Below are 18,188 nucleotides of genomic sequence, written 5' to 3' on the forward strand. Positions count from 1 at the left end.
AACAGTCGGGGGCGGTGCGCCGCCCCCAGACCCAAGCAGAGTCAAGGGGCACAAATGACAGACGCAAGCCAAAATGCGGGGCCGATGCTGGCAGCGGACGGAACGCCGCTCAAGCAATCGCTGGCACGTTCACTGCGGCGGCAGAAATTACGAGCATTGATGCTCGTCGCTCCGCTTCTGCTATTTGTCATGTTTTCCTTTATCGTGCCGATTGCTTCAATGCTGTTCCGCTCGGTTGAAAACAGCATGGTTTCAGAGACCCTCCCGCTTACTGTGGAAGCCCTGCAAAGCTGGGACGCCCAAAGCGGTGAGCTTCCGGACGAAGCAGTATACGACGCATTTGTTCGCGACATGGTCGTTGCCGTTGATAGCAAAACCCACACCCGCCTTGGCTCGCGTCTGAACTACGAAGAGACTGGCATGTCTTCTTTGTTCCGCCGCTCTGGCCGGAAAATGGGCAAGCTTGACCCTGAAACCGATGGACCGTTCAAGGAACAGATCATAGAGATTCACGAGGGCTGGGGCGATCCTAAGACATGGGCAGTGATCAAGACCCATTCGCCAACGGTTACCAATGGTTATTTCCTGAACGCGGTCGATATGCGCCGCACGCCCGAAGGCGCGCAGTCGCAGCCTGAAGACAAGCAGATTCTGATCAAGCTGTTTGGCCGCACATTGTTCATGTCGCTGGTGATTACGGTGTCCTGCATCTTGTTGGCCTATCCGGTTAGCTACCTGCTGGCGACCCTGCCGATGCGGGTGTCGAACCTGCTGATGATCCTCGTTCTCTTGCCTTTCTGGACCTCACTTCTGGTGCGGACCTCGGCGTGGAAAGTGATGTTGCAACAGCAGGGCGTGATTAATGAAACATTGGTCTGGCTTGGACTTGTGGCCGATGATGCACGACTGGTGATTATCAATAACCAGATCGGCACGATCATTGCGATGACGCATATCCTGCTGCCGTTCATGATCCTGCCGATGTATTCAGTGATGCAGACGATCCCGGTGACTTACACGCGCGCGGCGAAATCCATGGGCGCGACCAACTGGACGACCTTCTGGCGTATCTACTTCCCACAATCCATTCCGGGTATCGGAGCGGGCTCGATCCTCGTGTTCATTCTGTCGATCGGTTACTACATCACGCCTGAAATCGTTGGCGGCACAAAAGGTGTCTTCATCTCGAACCGGATTGCCTATCACATCTCGTCCTCGCTGAACTGGGGGCTGGCTGCGGCCTTGGGTACAATCCTGCTGGGTGTCGTCATGCTGCTCTACTGGGTCTACGACAAGATCGTGGGCATTGATAATGTGAAGTTGGGATAATCGACATGGCTGCACTTACACCGATATCCCGCAAACCGCTCTCCATGGTTCTGCCCAGTGTCGCCTTGGCGGGTGCCTTCGCCGGCGTCTTTGTCGGCGCGGGCAACGGCTCGATCCTTTTGGGCATTCTGGGTGGCGCAGCTCTGATCGCCGCGCTGGCCTGGGTCTACATCAACGTTCTGAAGAACGAAAAACTGGCGCGCTGGATCAATATCCTGGGTTTCGGCATCATCGGTTTCCTGTTGTCAGGTCCGATGGGTGGCATTCTGGGCCTGTTGGGCGGTTGGTTTTTTATCTTCTTTATCTATTGGCTCTATGAAGGCCGGTATCGCCGTAAACTGCTCAGCTATCTGACGCCAAAACAGGTATTCTATCACTATCTGTTCCGGGTTATCTGCGGTGCGATCTTCGTGTTCCTGATCACCCCGATCCTTGTGGTTCTGCCGCTGTCGTTCAACGCGCAGGACTTCTTTACCTTCACCCCTGAGATGCTGAGTCTGGACCCCGAAGGGTATTCGCTGAAGCATTACCGCGATTTCTTCACCAACAATGAATGGCAGCGCAGCTTCAAGAACTCGCTGATCATCGCGCCGATTGCGACGATCATCTCGGTCTCGCTGGGCACGTTGGCGGCCATCGGCCTCAGCCAGAGCCACGTACCCGGCCGCCGCGTCATCATGGGCGTCCTGATCTCGCCGATGATCGTGCCGTTGATCATCTCGGCCACCGGCATGTTCTTCTTCTACAGCGATATCGGTCGCTTCATGGAAGGCACGCTGGGCATGAACAAGAACTTCGTGGGCTATGTGAAAGTTGTCCTTGCCCACGCCGTTCTGGGCATCCCCTTCGTCATCATCACCGTGACTGCGACGCTGGTGGGCTTTGATCGCTCTCTGACGCGGGCGGCGGCGAATATGGGCGCGGGCCCGGTGCGGACGTTTTTCAAGATTCAGATGCCCCTGATCCTGCCGGGCGTGATCTCGGGCGGCCTCTTCGCCTTTATTACCTCGTTCGATGAGGTGGTTGTTGTGCTGTTCGTTGGCTCTGCCAGCCAGAAGACACTTCCATGGCAGATGTTCACCGGCCTGCGCGAACAGATCAGCCCGACCATTCTGGCAGTAGCGACCATCCTTGTGGTGATCTCGATTGCGCTGTTGACCACGGTAGAACTGCTGCGGAGGCGGTCTGAACGCATGCGGGGACTCAGTCCTGCTTGACGCGACTCACAAGGTGATTTAGCGATTTCACCATGCACCCCGGTCACGATGGCGTCGTGACATCTAGGCGGGTGCATGGCTCTCGGTTCCCGAGGCCGCTTGTCCTGAACGCCGGGACTTGTGGCCGGGCTTTGCCTGTCCGGCATCGAGGAGAGACCAAGATGAATGATCTAAACAATCGCCCCGAATTCTTTACCTGCCACAACGGTGACAAGGCGCCTTTGCCCTTTAGTAAGGCAGAATATGCACGCCGTCTGGCCAGCTTGCGCGCCACGATGGCCGCCCGCGATATTCCAGCAGTTCTGCTGACTTCCATGCAAAACATCGCCTATTACTCAGGCTTCTTGTATTGCTCGTTCGGGCGTCCCTACGGTTGCGTTGTCACTCAGGACAAATGCACCACCGTGTCGGCCAATATCGACGCCGGCCAGCCTTGGCGTCGCTCGGTTGAAGACAACGTGATCTATACCGACTGGAAGCGGAACAATTACTGGCGCGCGGTGGCTGATCTGATTGGATCAGCCGGTCGGGTCGGGATCGAAGGCGATCACATGACCCTGGCAATGCGCGACACCGCGCTGGATATGCTGGGCGGGCCGGAATTGGTGGATATTGCACCTGACACGATGGCCGCACGTATGGTCAAGTCAGCTGAAGAGATCGCGCTGATCAAAGGCGGCGCACACACTGCAGATGTGGGCGGCGCAGCCATTCACGCGGCGATCCGCGAAGGCGCGACCGAGATCGATATCGCCATGGCAGGCCGTGACGCGATGGAGGCCGAGATTGCTCGTGCCTATCCAGAGGCCGAGTACCGCGACACCTGGGTCTGGTTTCAATCCGGCCTGAACACTGATGGCGCACATAACCCGGTCACCAAGCGGGCGCTGGAAAAGGGCGATATCCTGTCGCTGAACACATTCCCGATGATCTCGGGCTATTACACTGCGCTGGAACGCACCTTGTTTCTGGGCGAACCCGACGCCGATAGCCTGCGCATCTGGAAGGCAAACGTCGCCGCACATGAGTTGGGGTTGAGCCTGATCAAACCGGGCGCGACCTGCTCGGGGATCACGGCTGAGATCAACCGTTTCTTCGCCGACGAAGGCCTGCTGCAATACCGGTCCTTTGGCTATGGCCATTCCTTCGGCATACTCAGCCATTACTACGGTCGTGAAGCGGGTCTTGAACTGCGCGAGGATATCGACACGGTTTTGGAACCCGGCATGGTCGTGTCCATCGAGCCGATGCTGTGGATTCCTGAAGGACAGCCCGGTGCCGGTGGCTATCGTGAGCATGACATTCTAGTGGTCGAAGAGGCCGGTGCCGAGAACATCACCGGCTTCCCCTATGGGCCAGAACACAACACGATCAGCGCCTGATCACATGGGCAGGAAGGGCGATCAGCCCTTCTTGCCCCGTTCGTGAAAGATGAAGCCGATAAAGTTCAGCAGCACCTGTGCCGCCAGAATCTGCGTGCTTTCGGTTGGGTCGTAACTTGGGGCGACTTCAACAAGGTCGATCCCGACCACGTCACCGCGTTTCGCCAGCCCCTGAAGAATTTCCAGCACATCGTAATACAAAAAACCGCCATGGCTGGGCGTACCCGTACCAGGTGCGATTGAGGGGCAAAACGCGTCGATATCAATCGTAACGTAATACCGCGCGCCCTCGGGGATGCGTTCAACCACGCCCTCGGTGCCCAGTTTGCGCACCTGTCGTACGGACAAGATGTCCGAGCCGCGAGCGCGGGCATCCTCATACCCTTCCTTGGCGGTTGATGACACGTTTCGAATGCCTAGCTGGGTCATGCCCGAGACGTACGGCTTTTCAATCGCCCGCCGCATCGGATTGCCGTGGCCAGCAGTGACGCCATGACGCTCGTCAACGAAATCCAGATGCGCGTCGATCTGGACCACATGGATCGGACCGTTCTGCGCGCAATCTGAGGCAAAGGCGTTGATGCAGGGGATATTCACCGAATGATCGCCGCCGATGGTGACGGGCAGGGCGCCTGCGGACAGAATACGTTCGACGCCGTATTGAATATTGGCGTGGCTCTCATCTGTCTTGGTGTGGATAATATCGGCATCCCCAATATCGACCATCCGCACCGATCCATCCAGATAAGTGGCGTCATCCTCATGGTCATAGGCCCCGGCATGGCCAAAGCTGAACAGGGTTGAGGCCTCGCGTACAGCACGGGGCCCAAAGCGCGCGCCGGACCTCCATTGAGTGCCAAAGTCGAAAGGCGCCCCCATGACTGCGACATCCGCGTCGATATTGTCCCAATCCTCGACATACGGCGCTTTGCCGAAGGTCGAAATGCCGACGAAAGGCAGATTAAGCCGCCCACCGCTATACCCATGTGATGACATGGCGAGTTTCCCGTTTCTTGCTGTTCAACGGCAGCTTAGACAGGAATTCAAAGCTGCGATAGGTGGGGGCTGTGGGCTTGATTATCCGATTGTGCGAAGTGTATCTGGTGCAGCCATTATAAAGGAACAGCCGTGGGCCATCATGAACTGCCACCGGGAACGGGTGTCTACTATATCAATCTGGATCGGGTACCCGAGCGGCGCAACTTTATGGAGGCGCAGTTCGCCCATACCGGGCTGATCGGGGCCGCGCGTTTCAGTGCGACCGACGCGCAACAAGAAGGCGCACTGGATGGTCACGGCTATGTTGCCGGTTCCGGCAGCCGCTGGGGTCTGAAACAAAGTGAAGTCGCTTGTTTCGAAAGCCATCGCGCCGTTTGGAAGCGTGCCGTTCAGCAAGACCTGAAGGCTGTTGCGATCTTTGAAGACGATGTCGAAATGTCGACCCAAGCTGGCGGTGTGATTGCCAGATTGCTCGAAGCAGGGTCAGGGTTCGACTTCCTAAAGCTGGACTATTCCCCCCGGGTGCTGCGGTTTGGGCCAGAACTACAGATTTCCGGCGTACCGGTTCGCCCGATGCTGGAAATGGCACCCAGCGCGGCCGCATATATCCTGTCGCAGGCGGCCTGCCGTAAATTGCTGATGTGGTCCGAGAAATACTCGGATCACCTGGATGATTTCGTATCTATCCCCCGCCCGGATTGGCAAATGTATCAGTGTTTTCCAGCAGTCGGCGTTCAAATGATCTGGTCGAAACAGCAAGATCAGGCTGAAGATTCCGTGAAAGTCAGTGAACGTTCACAAAACAGAAAGACCAATAGCGGTCTGGATAAGGGACCCCTGTGGTTTCGCATTCGTCGCGAATTGCAGGCCGCGAAACGCAAGTTGTATTGGCGCCAGAGAGGCGAAGCCCGATTGCTTGAAAGCGGGGGGTATGTCGGATTTATCCCCTGTGCCGAAGACCTGAGGGTTTAGTTTAGATCATGAGCTGATCACGTCTTTCCAACCAAGCAAAAATAGTAATTCTCGATAAGCGTTAACAAAACTGTCAATTTGATATAAACTTCCAGTGTTGTTGGTGTTTTTCCGGTTTGGGGTTGGTGTGGGTCAGACAATCTATGAGCATTATGGCGGTTTCAAAACGATCAGTCGGATCGTAATGACTTTTTACGAAATGGCACTGGAGTCTGATCAGATCGGTGACCATTTCGAAGATATCGACATGCCAAGGCTGATTGATCACCAGACCAAGTTCGTATCGTCTCTGATCGGTGGTCCGACATCATTTAGCGATGATCGAATTGAAGCGGTTCACAGAAATCTGAACATCTCGCACGCAGATTTTGACGAAATGGCAGATCTGTTTGGTGAAGCGCTGGCGTTACATGGAATGGAAGATCGGCACGTAAAGATTGCCTTGGGAGCGATCGAATCCAAACGCGCAATTATTGTTACGCGCGATGCGGCATGAGTATTCTTGCGATCAATGAACAACTGCTGCGCGCGATCGGTGTTGGTGTCGCAGTGGTTCGGGCGTCAGATCTTACATTCGTATTCTGCAACGGCCCTTTTCAGGAATGGTTTGGCCCTCCGGCTAATGGACAGACATTGTTGGATATTTTTCCTGACCTTGATGCGCGTGAACTTGAAGACGTAAAGCAATCGGGGCTCAGATACTCGGTCGAATTGCAGATCAAGCCGAAACGCAGGACATTGGTTTTCGCAACGGCAGTTTCTCTGGCAAACGGTCTTTCGGAACAGGTTCTGGTCATCGAGTTTCAGAACATCACCAAAATCCGCGAACTTGAAAGCATGATTGACAGCTACTCGACCATGGTCGAACGCAACACGCGCGAGTTGGAGCGTGAGAAAGAGCGGGTTGAAAGGCTGTTGCTGAACCTGATGCCGCGCGCTGTTTATGAAGAATTCAAGACATTCGGTGTGGTCACGCCGCAGCTTTACGATCAGGTGTCAGTTGTGATGCTGGACTTTGTGGGGTTCACGGATTTTGCCGCCAAGACGGACCCGACGGTTACCCTAAGCGAGTTGAATGACATCTTTACTGCCTTTGACCGGATTGTCGAACAGTTCGGATGTGAGCGGATCAAGACTATTGGCGATGCTTATCTTGCGGTGTCAGGCATGCCGGATGCTACGCCAGATCATGCGACTGCTGCTGCCCATTGTGCGGTCAGGTTCCTTCGCTATCTTGAGCGGAGAAATGAAAGCCATCCGCACAAGTGGCAGGCACGTGTGGGGCTGGGTATGGGGCCAGCGGTGGGATCTGTGGTTGGTATTCAGAAATATGTCTATGATGTATTCGGACCCGCCGTGAACATCGCTTCCCGGCTGCAAGTCTTTGCAAACCCAATGAACATTGTTGCGCCTGAAGAAATGAAATACGCCCTGATTGACGAGTTTCAGGTCTCTGATATCGGGCGTGTGGACATCAAGGGCATGGGTGAGATGGATCTGATTAATGTCACATCCGGTCTCAGCATTCCGCAACGGAAACCGGTGTTCTGACGGCCTTATTCGTCCGGAGGCACCAGCCCTAGTCCCCGTAGATATATACCGATCCCCGTTTCCAAAAGATCTTCGGGCGGGAAGGGTGCGGTGGCGCCGGTGTTACGGGCAAACAATTCGACTACACCGTGACTCAGCGCCCAGATATGTGCGCTGAACATTGAAGCTGGCGGACGTTTTTCCGGCGGAATATGTTGCGAGAGATCGGCTGCAGCTTTCTCCAGAACATCTCTGGCCCGGTTTGCAGCTAGGGCAAGTTCTGGGGTGCGGTTGACAGAAATCCCACTTTCGAACATCGCGATATAGTGGCCAGGATTCTTGCGCGCAAAGGCCAGATAGGCGCGCCCGGTTGCTTCGAATGCAGCCAGCGCCGAAGGCTGGCCTTTGTCATAAGCGAATTGAATTAGATCGGCGAACATCTCGAACCCCTGACGCGCCGCCTCGGCGATCAGGTCCTCGCGCCCGTGATAGTGGCGATAAACAGCTGCAGGCGTGACGCCTGCCGCTTTTGCAGCCTCTGACAGGGTGAACCCGGTCGGACCCTTTTCCTCGATCAGGGACAGAGCTGCGTCGATCAGAGCCTGTTTCAGGTTGCCGTGGTGATACCCGCGTTTTGTCATCCCTGATTCAGACGCCTTTTTTGTTCAATTCTCGAAGAACTAAGACATAAACCGGTAGCACGTATTCGTCCAATCTTTGTGATGATATTGGCCGGCAAGAAAGATCAGGCATCCCAGATATCTGGCCCGCCACATATCTTGGTGTCGATATCGCCAATCGCATTTTTGTCCTTTTCATCATAGTCCAGCGCATGAAGCACGGTTTGGATTGCTGCCAGCCTTGCCCGTTTCTTGTCGTCGGAACGAACTATGGTCCAGGGGCAGGCTTCGCTGTGACTGCGTGTAAGGGTTTCGGAAATCGAAGCAGAGTATTCATCCCATTTGTCCAAACCAGCGATATCGATTGGGCTTAGTTTCCAGTGTTTCAATGGGTCCGTTTCGCGCGCAAGAAACCGGTTCAACTGCTCGGCCCGTCCGACGTTCAACCAGAACTTGAACAAGCGGATACCATCGTCACACAGGCCGGTCTCTAACGGCAGAACCTGTCGGAAGAAGCGTTCACGCTGTTCTGTGTTGCAGAACCCAAACACATTTTCCACCACGCCGCGGTTATACCAGCTGCGGTCAAAGAACACGATTTCTCCGGCTGCGGGCAGATGTGGGATATAGCGCTGAAAATACCATTGGCTGCGCTCTTGATCCGATGGCTTGCTGAGCGCAACATTCCGGGCCCCACGCGGGTTCAGGTTCTCACGGAACCGCTTGATTGTCCCGCCTTTTCCAGCGGCATCGCGGCCTTCGAAGATAACAGCGACACGCTGGCCGGTTTCCTTCACCCAAAGCTGCATTTTCACAAGCTCGATTTGCAGGGACTGCATTTGTTTCTCATACGCCTTACGCTTCATGCGTTCGTCATAGGGGTATGTAGGGTTCAGAATGTCATCCTTATCGGCCTCTTTGATCTCGTTCCGGACTTCTTCTGGTGCACGTTTTTTGTAATATTCCTCGATGGTGCCTTTGCCAGTTCGTGTCATGAGTCACCTCGCGATAAAATCCATATCTTACTATGGATTAGCCTCGGAATTAACGCAAACCCGCCCGCTGAGCAGCCCGGATGATTGCGGCCGCTACTTCGGGTGCGGCCACGATCTGTGGCATATGGCCAATTCCCGGCAATTCGATCAGTTCAGCGCCGGGGATTTGGTCGATCAGGGGTTCCGCATGCCATTCCAACCCGACCGTTGTGTCGGCGGTGCCATGCACAACCTCGGTCGGGACCGAAATATCCTTATAGCGCGGCTGCAGCGCACGAACTTCGTCCAACAGATTGGCGCGTTGCATTGCGTTGGCATGCATCGAAGCCGGGCGCATGGTCAGCCCGGGGCCGAAATGTTCGGCATAACCTTCGGGTGCAGTTTGGGGGGAAAAGACACCGTCTAGGGCCTGCTCGACATACCAATCGGGGACAAAGGCGTTGATCAACGGCAGCACAAGCGCGTTTCCGGGCTTGGTCGCGGCCATTCGGTTGAAACCATCCAGCGGCGTTTCCCAAGGGATCGCGGCGGGGGCAATCAACACCAGCGCCGAGATGTGTTCGGGCTGTGTAACCGCCCAGGCCAGCGACACCGACCCGCCATAGCTTTGCCCTGCAACAATGGGTTTGTCCGCGCCCAGCTTGACAGCTGCACGGCGTAGGATTTCGGCTTGTTCTTCAAGGGTTTCTCCGTCCGGATTGAAGCTGTCGGAATACCCCAGTCCGGGCCGGTCAAAAACAATGACACGGAAATCTTCTGCCAGAATTGGTGCGAGGGCAAAAGTCATGTCCCGAGTGTTGCCACTGGACCCGTGGATCAGCACGACATCGGGCCCGTGCCCCATGACTTCGGCATGAACGCTGACTCCATCGACGTCGATCAGCTGACCCTCGGGTGGGAAACTGGCCTCGGCAACAGCTTCGTTCCGTGACACGCGCCAAGTTGTTGCGGTGGCCAGGCCAGCAATCAGCAGGGCAAGAGCTATGATGGTTTTAAGAACCAATTTGATCCATATCGAACGGTGTTGTCTGATAGATTTCGTTAATCCAGTTGCCATAGAGCAGGTGCGCATGGCTGCGCCATCTGTTCTGAGGCCGGCGCGAGGGGTCGTCGTCTGGATAGTAGTTCATCGGCACGTTTATCGGTGTGCCGTTGTCGATATCGCGATCATATTCCTGCTTGAGCGTATCACTGTCATATTCAAAGTGGTTGAAGATATAAATCGCACGATGGTCCTTATCTTCGACTAAGCAGGGGCCTGCCTCATCACTACCCAGCAAGGTGGTCAGGCCCGTAGCGTTGTCGATTTCGGCCTGCTTCATCTCGGTCCACCGGCTGACCGGGATGACGCAATCATCGGAAAACCCGCGCAGAAACGGTGAGGAGGGGGCCAGATTGCGGTGCCGGAAACATCCGAAAGCCTTGGCGTCCAACATATGCTTACGCACCCCATGGAAATGGTTGATCATCGCCATTCCGCCCCAGCACACGCCAAAGGTCGAATGGACATTTGTCTGGGTCCAGTCAAATACTTCGCTGATCTCTTCCCAATAGGTGACATCCTCGAATTCAAGATGTTCGATAGGGGCGCCGGTGATGATCAGGCCGTCAAATTTTTGGTCCCTTACCTCCTGAAACGGGCGGTAGAACTCGGCCATATGCTCGGCTGCGGTGTTCTTGGTCCGATGTTCGGTCATACGGATCAGCGACAGGTCGATCTGCAGAGGGGTTGCACCGATGAGGCGAGCGAACTGGTTTTCGGTCTGAATCTTCTTGGGCATCAGATTCAGCAACCCGATCCGAAGGGGGCGAATATCCTGACGCATTGCCTGATCCTCGGACATGACCATGACGCCCTCATTGGTGAGAACGTCATATGCGGGCAGGTCAGAGGGAATCTTGATCGGCATCGGATGCAAGCCTTTGGTTTAAGAGTGTAAGTGCCGTAGTTAATCGCGCTTTGGCCGGGTCTCAAGTGCACGTTCGATCAACTCATCGAAATCACCGTCGTCGCGAATACTGTGCATGTCGCTGGCAGCGATCGTCAGACCCCAGTTGTCGGCCATTGCCCTGTATCTCGGTTGCCGGTGCGCAAGAGCTTTGGCATAGGTCCAGCGAATGAATGCGTTGGGATCGACCTGTTCGGCGGAACAGCCTTGTTGGGTCAGATATTCGTCCCAGACACGTGTCAGGAATTCGGGCTGATAAGACATGGGCTTGGGCGCACGGTCAAAGCGCCTGATCAGCTCGGACGTGTGGTCGTCGTCACCTTTGATCCAAATCATCAGCGTTTGACGCGACAGCTCAGTCAGGACCTGATCCCGCGGATCATTGGGGTCAACCCATTCGCATATCGAACCGCCAGTATCGCAAATGAAATGCGGGTATTGGTACAATCTCTGCGCCCGATCCACGAAATACTCGGTATCCAGCAGAGCGTGAATTTCTGCCAAACGGAATTGTTCCTGACGGCGTTTATACTCTGTCAGCTCCATGCCGCCCTGTGCCGGGTTGCCCGGTTTTCCCAGATAGGCGGCGACAGGGGTCAAGTTCTCGAACGAGATATTTGATCCGATGTAAATGGAATCAGACAACAGCAGGTCACGCAGGAAAGGGACCTTCATGGCCTCGGCTTTGGCGTTGTCGATGATATACTCGCCCATGTATCGCGTGCCGATCCGGTAATCGACCGAATAGTGGAACCAGTCCCCGGAATCGCGCAGAACGTTGGACACATAGGTCTTTCCCAGGCCTGACATGCCAAAAAACAGCACCTTTTTGCGCGCGGCTTCCCGCCAGTCTTTTGCCGAGTTGTAGATCATTGTCCACTATCCCTTTTCCGACCTTGCTAAAACGGGTGGGAGGCGGCGTCAATCGCGCGTGCGCGGTTGTTTAGAACCAACAGTCTTGGGCACAGGTTTCGTTATGCCAGAATGGGAGTAGATATCTGTTCCTTGCCACGCAGGACCGCATCATCTCAATTCGTGATCATGCGGATCTATGCAAAAAAGGCTCCGCCGGAGGGCGGAGCCTTGTGAACAGTTTTGCCGCTGATCAGTTCAGAGAGTAGGTCAACTGAAGGCCGACGCTCCAGGCAGAGTTGCCGCTGAATTCACCACCCGTGGTGGTTGTCGCATCGCCAATGTCCGTATAACGGACACCGCCCGAGATCTGAGCATTTTCCACGGTGTAAGTACCGCCTACGCCAATGCTCCAGAAACCGTCAGTCGGCCCCAAGTTTGATACTTCGGTACCATTCGACTTTTCGTAAGATGTAGATATCGCACCAGAAAAAGCCTCTGAGAACTGATATCCCATTCCAAGAGTATAGGTGAATGTGTCGTCGTCAAAGTCGACGAGGTTGTCCCCAACGATCCCGACATAGGCGGCAGGTGCCACTACTGTCTGAGGCCAGTCAACCCAGCGGATCGATCCGAACACCAGCGTTTTTGGGGCAACCCCGGTCTGGAAATCCAGGTTGATGGATTGCGGTGTCTCGACCCTGGTCGTGTCATCGATCGTTTGCAACCCGGCGGGGACGGGCGGCACTACGTTGAACGACTCGGTCGACGACAGATCGTGAGTGATCTTGGAGTTGTAGACCAGCGAAACCCGAGCTGCGATTTCAGGTTTTTCCCAGGCAACCCCGACGAGATAACCAAAGTCAGTATCGGCATCCGCATCAAATTCGTATCCGGCTGCTGCCGGTACAACGACTTTTGCGCTAGCACGTTGCGCGCGAATACCGCCAATGGCGCTGAAGCCACCGTCAAGCTTGTAGCGCAACAATGCGGTGAGGGAGTCGACATCAGCGCTGGCCCTCAGAATCCCGCTGCGTCCTCCAAACGCTGCAGTTGGATTCTGCGACAGGGGATAGTCGGCGGAGTACCCAATATCCGCACCGAATGGTTCATCATAGATCAGCGCAAAGTCCAGTTTGTCAGTAAATGAACGTTTGTAAGCCAGGCCCGGTGAGAAGAAAGCATTCGACACATCACCTGATTCTACGCCATTTTGTTCACCGCTTACGTCGGGTGACGCATATCCAAGACGAAGTTGGACCACGGATCCCTCTTCGAAAATGATATTGATTCCTTGTCCACTACGGTCCAGACCACCGGCTTGAATGCTTGTTGCGCCCACGCACAAAGCACACGCCTGCAGAAGCGTCTTCTTCATCCATTCCTCCCAATTATGTCGCTAAGTTGCGCGAATTTGTGGTGTCTGCGCACAACCGAGTTATTCTTACTGGTGGATTTCACTCTCTCTACAATAGCTGGTCAACGGGTGACTGAACGTTACCCTTAGTGAGTGTTGCGAGAATCTGTTGCTAAACTGTTACGGTTTTCCGACTGAACGTTAAGGAAGATACCCACAAAAATGACAGCAGCCCCCACGAGCGTCCACTGATCGAGAGCCTCATGATAGAAAAGCATACCGACAATCGCGATTGTAGGAAGGCGCGCAAAATCGAATGGGATCACAACCGTAGCCGGTGCGATTGAGAGTGCATTCGTAATGCAGAAATGCGCTAATAGGCCTGCAAGCCCTACAAGCAAAAGCCAAGGCGCGGTTGCCATCGTTGGTAACGCAAGTTCTCCGTCGATCGCAGAGGCTGCCAGCCCAAGACCAGCCTGTATAACGGTAAGCCAGAACATGATGCACCCGATGCTTGCAGAACGCGTGAGTTTTTTTGTGGAAATTGTAGTCAAAGCGAAGAACACCGCCGACATCGCGGCGGCGACAATTCCTGCGCTTAACGGAACAGCCCCCGGTCGTGCGACTATAAGGATACCAGCAAAACCGATAAGTGCTGAAAGGACCCGCACGACTGTCAACCGTTCGGCCAGCAGCATCGGGGACAGCAGGATCACCCAGATCGGTTGCGTAAACTCAAGTGCAAAGACCTGTGCCAGTGGTGCCACGGAAACAGCGTAGAACCAGAGATTCTGACCGGTGAAATGCAGGGTATTTCGTACCCCGTGGAGGCCAATCCGTTCGGTCGATACCTGATGCCACTTTCCCGTAACCGTCAGGACAAGGCTGACCACGCACATGCCGACCAGGCTGCGATAAAACATGATCTCAAAGGTGTCATGGGTGACGCTCAGCTCACGTCCGGCCACGGCCATAGACGTAAAGGATGCGATCGCCCCGATCATCCACAGCGCGGCTTTGCCGATTTGGGGTTTGCTGCTTTCCATTGAGTTGCCCGCGCACTAGGAGTTCTACGATGTTGATTGGTAACTAAATATTTGTGTCGCAGAAACAAAAAAGCCGGGCGCTGGCCCGGCTTGTTTTCATTCCCACTCGATTGTGCCCGGAGGCTTCGACGTGATGTCATAGGTGCATCGGTTGATGCCTTTGACCTCATTGATGATCCGGGTGGCGGTTTCGCCCAGGAATTCATGACTGAACGGGTAATAGTCGGCGGTCATTCCGTCGACTGAGGTAACTGCCCGCAGGGCGCAGGCATAGTCGTACGTGCGGCCATCGCCCATGACACCGACGGTCCGAACCGGCAGGATCGCCACGAAGGCCTGCCAGATATCATCATAAAGCCCATGTTTGCGAATCTGGTCGATATAGATCGCATCGGCTTCGCGCAGGATATCTAGTTTTTCGCGGGTGATTTCTCCGGGGCAACGGATTGCCAGACCAGGGCCGGGGAAGGGGTGGCGGCCGATAAAGCTTTGGGGCAGACCCAGCTCGCGCCCCAATGCGCGGACCTCGTCCTTGAACAGTTCGCGCAACGGTTCGACCAGTTTCAGACCCATTTTCTCTGGCAGACCACCAACATTGTGGTGACTTTTGATCGTGACCGAAGGCCCGCCCGAGAACGAAACGGATTCGATCACATCAGGGTAGAGGGTACCTTGGGCCAGGAATTCGGCCCCGTCGATCGTGTCGGCATGTTTCTGGAACACGTCGATGAACAGCTTGCCAATTATCTTGCGCTTGGTTTCCGGGTCGCTTTGCCCCTCAAGCTCACCTAGGAACAGATCGCTTTCATCCGCGTGGATAAGCCGAATATTATAGTTGTCGCGGAACATGCCGACGACTTCGTCAGCCTCGTTCTTGCGCAACAGGCCGTGATCAACGAACACACAGGTCAGCTGGTCGCCAATCGCCTCGTGGATCAGGATCGCCGCGACCGAACTATCGACACCTCCGGACAGACCGCAGATCACTTGTTTATCGCCCACTTGTTCGCGGATTGTCGCGATCATCTGCTCGCGATAGGCACCCATGGTCCAATCGCCGCTGAACCCGGCGAGCTTTACAAAATTCTCATAAAGCTTGGCGCCCTTTGGTGTGTGGTGCACCTCGGGATGGAACTGAACTGCATAAAAATGGCGGGACGTGTCTGCGGTGATCGCAAACGGTGCGTTGGGCGAGGTGCCATAAACCTGAAACCCCGGCGCGATTGCACTGACATGGTCGCCGTGACTCATCCAGACCTGTTCATCGCCGTCGGTGAACCAGCCATCGAGAATATCCAGTTGGCCTTTGGGGGTCACAAAGGCGCGGCCGAACTCTGCGGTGCCATGGCCGCTTTCAACCTTGCCGCCCAACTGGTGCATCATCACTTGCTGCCCATAGCAGATACCAAGGATAGGAACGCCAATGTCAAAGATTTCCTGCGGGACCCGCGGAGACCCTTCTCGTGTCACGCTATCGGGACCGCCCGAGAAAATAACGGCCTTTGGGGCCATTTTCCGAACAAAGTCCGTCGTAACATTCTGATAAGGATGGATTTCACAATAGACATTCAGCTCACGCAGGCGGCGCGCAATCAGTTGCGTTACCTGGCTGCCGAAGTCGATGATCAGAAGGCGGTCATGGGTGTCTTGGGTCATGGGTCTGCTACTAGGTTGCGAAGATGATAAGCGCAAGGGATTTCAAGTGGTATAGACACGCCAGTTGGTCGCGGTTAGGGCCCGCTAGTCTGGTGGACGGTCCCGAAACGAATGACGAAGACCCGCGCGACTTTAAAAACATGTGCTGGGTCATTTGTGGCGGTTGTCCCCGACATTTTGTCGCTTTTTCCCCTATAGCGCCGTTATCCACGACTGCCATTGCGGCGGGTTCCTGTAACACACATGTAAATTCAACAACTGATACGGGATTTTCTCATGACAGAGGCAAACACCCGGCGCAGGGCGAGAGGTGGCGGTGGCGCTGCCCGCCGGGCCGAACGTACAGCGGTTCGTATCGAGACCGCAAAGTACATCGAACGCAATATTCCGAATTTCGAGGTTCTCAACGAAGAAGCGTTGCAGATCATCGAAACAAATGCGGAAACGCTTCTGGCCGAAGTCGGCGTCAATTTTGTCGACAACCCTGCGGCGCTGGAACGTTGGAAAGACGCGGGCGCCGATGTGGATGGCGAACGGGTGCGCATCCCACGCGGCCTTGCGCGCGAGTTGATCAAAACTGCGCCAAGCGAGTTCACGCAGCACGCAAGAAACCCGGAAAAGTCCGTGGTCATCGGCGGTCGCAATCTGGTTCTGGCGCCGGTCTATGGCCCTCCGTTCGTGCGTGATGCGCAAGGTGGCCGTCGCTATGCGACCATGGACGATTTCAACAAGTTCGTGAAACTGGCTTACATGTCAAAGTGGCTACACCACTCGGGCGGTACTGTGTGCGAACCCACAGACGTTCCGGTGAACAAGCGTCACCTGGACATGCTGATGGCGCATATGACCTTATCGGACAAGCCATTCATGGGCTCGGTCACCGATCCCAGCCGCGCTCAGGATTCGGTGGAAATGTGTGAGATCCTGTTCGGCAAAGAGTTTGTTCAGGAAAACACGGTCATGACTTCGCTGACCAACATCAACTCGCCGATGACCTTCGACGATGTGATGATGGGGTCGCTGGAAGTCTACGCCAGGAATAATCAGGCCTGCATCATCTCGCCGTTCATCGTCGGTGGTGCGATGGCGCCGGTTTCGATAGCGGGGACATTGACACAGGTTCTGGCCGAAGTTTTGGCCGGTGTCGCGTACAGTCAGATCATCCGCCCGGGAGCGCCTGCTATCTTTGGTGCTTTCGTTTCGTCGATCGACATGAACTCAGGCGCGCCAACCTTTGGCACACCCGAGGCGTCAATGGTTACCTATGGCGCGGGACAGCTGGCGCGGCGTCTGGGTCTGCCGTTCCGCTCAGCCGGGTCGTTCTGTGGCTCGAAACTGCCCGATGCGCAGGCCGCTTATGAGACCGCGAACTCGCTGAACATGGGGCTGATGGCGGGCGTGAACTTCATGCTGCATTCCTGCGGCTGGCTTGAAGGCGGCCTGGTTGCGGACTTTGAAAAGTTCGTCATGGACGCAGATCAACTTGGCGTTCTGCACGGTCTGGCCAAGGGTGTGGCCTATGACGAAAACGCCCAGGCCATGGACGCAATCCGCGAGGTCGGCCCGGGTGGCCACTATCTGGGTTGTGCTCATACGCAGGCAAACTTCAAAGAGGCGTTCTGGAAGTCCGACCTGCTGGACTACAAACCTTACGAAACCTGGGAAGACGAGGGCGCGCGCGATACGCGGCAGCTGGCCTCATCACGGGTCGAGCATTTGATTGCCAACTACAAGCAACCGGAACTCGACCCGGGAATTCACAGCGCTTTGACCGAATATGTTGAAAAGAAAAAGGCCTCTATGCCGGACGCTTTCAGCTGATAACTGAAAACTGTGAGGCGCGGCTGGCCTTGTACAGCTGCGCCTCACCCAATAGCGCGATCAGAAGGTCCAAATGACGGACCAGCGAATAGCCTTCATCTTCTGCCAGCCTCTGCGCGTTAACTTCTCGCTCAATATCCATCAAACGCATCAGCGCCGCACCCGACCCAGGTAGCGATCCGTACCCAAGTATGCGTTGCAGGTGGCGGTCCCGATCATAGTCCTGTGCGCCGTGTTTGGCTGCCCGCGCCAATAGGCGGGGGCGGCGGAGGGCGGAAATCATGGTCATCAGGTCCTGCATCATTGGGCTCCACTTGTCTGATTGATGTTGCCCAATTTGTTACACAACCTAAGCGGGTGTTGCCTTAATCGGGTTCTCCCCGAACTCTCGCTTCATGAGTGTTTATGAATTTGAATGAAATCTGGTCATCACCTCCGGCAGTTAACGAACGAGTAACGAAAG

Annotated in this window: 17 protein-coding genes; 7 read left to right on the top strand and 10 right to left on the bottom strand. The window is 55.3% G+C overall.

The features are described 5' to 3' along the window. Positions 1-54 precede the first annotated feature (54 nt). From AC2FH2_RS01395 to AC2FH2_RS01405, 3 genes are all read left to right on the top strand, one after another. On the top strand, positions 55-1,329 hold the full coding sequence (locus tag AC2FH2_RS01395; RefSeq protein ID WP_271946783.1) for an ABC transporter permease: 1,275 nt from the start codon (positions 55-57) through the stop codon (positions 1,327-1,329). Between the two features lie 5 nt (positions 1,330-1,334). Then, on the top strand, positions 1,335-2,546 hold the full coding sequence (locus tag AC2FH2_RS01400; protein ID WP_281994705.1) for an ABC transporter permease: 1,212 nt from the start codon (positions 1,335-1,337) through the stop codon (positions 2,544-2,546). A gap of 161 nt (positions 2,547-2,707) precedes the next feature. Beyond that, the gene (locus AC2FH2_RS01405; protein WP_496790623.1) at positions 2,708-3,928 is read left to right on the top strand and encodes an aminopeptidase P family protein; all 1,221 of its coding nucleotides are present in this window, start codon (positions 2,708-2,710) and stop codon (positions 3,926-3,928) included. A 21-nt stretch (positions 3,929-3,949) separates the two neighbouring features. Here AC2FH2_RS01405 and speB read toward each other — a convergent pair whose 3' ends face one another. Then, on the bottom strand, positions 3,950-4,924 hold the full coding sequence (gene speB, locus AC2FH2_RS01410; protein WP_281994703.1) for an agmatinase: 975 nt from the start codon (positions 4,922-4,924) through the stop codon (positions 3,950-3,952). 132 nt (positions 4,925-5,056) lie between these two features. On the opposite strand from speB, the gene AC2FH2_RS01415 reads away from it, so the two are divergent. From AC2FH2_RS01415 to AC2FH2_RS01425, 3 genes are all read left to right on the top strand, one after another. After that, the gene (locus AC2FH2_RS01415) at positions 5,057-5,899 is read left to right on the top strand and encodes a glycosyltransferase family 25 protein (protein ID WP_281972190.1); all 843 of its coding nucleotides are present in this window, start codon (positions 5,057-5,059) and stop codon (positions 5,897-5,899) included. A 94-nt stretch (positions 5,900-5,993) separates the two neighbouring features. Further along, on the top strand, positions 5,994-6,395 hold the full coding sequence (locus AC2FH2_RS01420) for a group I truncated hemoglobin (protein ID WP_345741800.1): 402 nt from the start codon (positions 5,994-5,996) through the stop codon (positions 6,393-6,395). Next, on the top strand, positions 6,392-7,450 hold the full coding sequence (locus tag AC2FH2_RS01425) for an adenylate/guanylate cyclase domain-containing protein (protein WP_271946800.1): 1,059 nt from the start codon (positions 6,392-6,394) through the stop codon (positions 7,448-7,450). The genes AC2FH2_RS01420 and AC2FH2_RS01425 overlap by 4 nt, the downstream gene beginning before the upstream one ends. A 5-nt stretch (positions 7,451-7,455) precedes the next feature. On the opposite strand, the gene AC2FH2_RS01430 is transcribed toward AC2FH2_RS01425, so the two are convergent. The 8 genes from AC2FH2_RS01430 to guaA all read right to left on the bottom strand — a co-directional run bounded on the left by AC2FH2_RS01430 (position 7,456) and on the right by guaA (position 15,904). Beyond that, positions 7,456-8,070, bottom strand: coding sequence for a TetR/AcrR family transcriptional regulator (locus tag AC2FH2_RS01430; RefSeq protein WP_142634158.1), 615 nt, complete (start codon positions 8,068-8,070; stop codon positions 7,456-7,458). 104 nt (positions 8,071-8,174) lie between these two features. Continuing rightward, complete coding sequence (ppk2, locus tag AC2FH2_RS01435) at positions 8,175-9,044, bottom strand: polyphosphate kinase 2 (RefSeq protein ID WP_496749036.1); 870 nt, start codon at positions 9,042-9,044, stop codon at positions 8,175-8,177. Positions 9,045-9,093: 49 nt separating this feature from the next. Continuing rightward, positions 9,094-10,053 (bottom strand): alpha/beta fold hydrolase, encoded by a 960-nt coding sequence (locus tag AC2FH2_RS01440; protein ID WP_496822762.1) that lies wholly within the window; start codon positions 10,051-10,053, stop codon positions 9,094-9,096. Further along, positions 10,037-10,954: a homoserine O-acetyltransferase MetA gene (gene metA, locus AC2FH2_RS01445; RefSeq protein WP_496677757.1), complete on the bottom strand. Its 918-nt coding sequence runs from the start codon at positions 10,952-10,954 to the stop codon at positions 10,037-10,039. Before metA ends, AC2FH2_RS01440 begins: the two co-directional genes overlap by 17 nt. A gap of 39 nt (positions 10,955-10,993) precedes the next feature. Then, a complete protein-coding gene (locus AC2FH2_RS01450; protein ID WP_496712603.1) occupies positions 10,994-11,866 on the bottom strand; it encodes an ATPase in 873 nt (290 codons plus the stop codon). 232 nt (positions 11,867-12,098) lie between these two features. Further along, a complete protein-coding gene (locus tag AC2FH2_RS01455) occupies positions 12,099-13,223 on the bottom strand; it encodes an OmpP1/FadL family transporter (protein ID WP_142634147.1) in 1,125 nt (374 codons plus the stop codon). Between the two features lie 125 nt (positions 13,224-13,348). Further along, positions 13,349-14,248 (bottom strand): DMT family transporter, encoded by a 900-nt coding sequence (locus AC2FH2_RS01460; RefSeq protein WP_142634145.1) that lies wholly within the window; start codon positions 14,246-14,248, stop codon positions 13,349-13,351. Positions 14,249-14,344: 96 nt separating this feature from the next. Then, positions 14,345-15,904 (bottom strand): glutamine-hydrolyzing GMP synthase, encoded by a 1,560-nt coding sequence (gene guaA, locus AC2FH2_RS01465; RefSeq protein WP_496822623.1) that lies wholly within the window; start codon positions 15,902-15,904, stop codon positions 14,345-14,347. 276 nt (positions 15,905-16,180) lie between these two features. Between guaA and AC2FH2_RS01470 the strand changes: the two genes are divergently transcribed. Continuing rightward, positions 16,181-17,725, top strand: coding sequence for a trimethylamine methyltransferase family protein (locus AC2FH2_RS01470; RefSeq protein ID WP_142634141.1), 1,545 nt, complete (start codon positions 16,181-16,183; stop codon positions 17,723-17,725). On the opposite strand, the gene AC2FH2_RS01475 is transcribed toward AC2FH2_RS01470, so the two are convergent. Beyond that, complete coding sequence (locus tag AC2FH2_RS01475) at positions 17,718-18,026, bottom strand: DUF6477 family protein (RefSeq protein WP_496822624.1); 309 nt, start codon at positions 18,024-18,026, stop codon at positions 17,718-17,720. The two genes, AC2FH2_RS01470 and AC2FH2_RS01475, sit on opposite strands and share 8 nt — an antisense overlap. Positions 18,027-18,188 lie beyond the last annotated feature (162 nt).

It is taken from the genome of Ruegeria sp. YTSA105 (assembly GCF_059610225.1).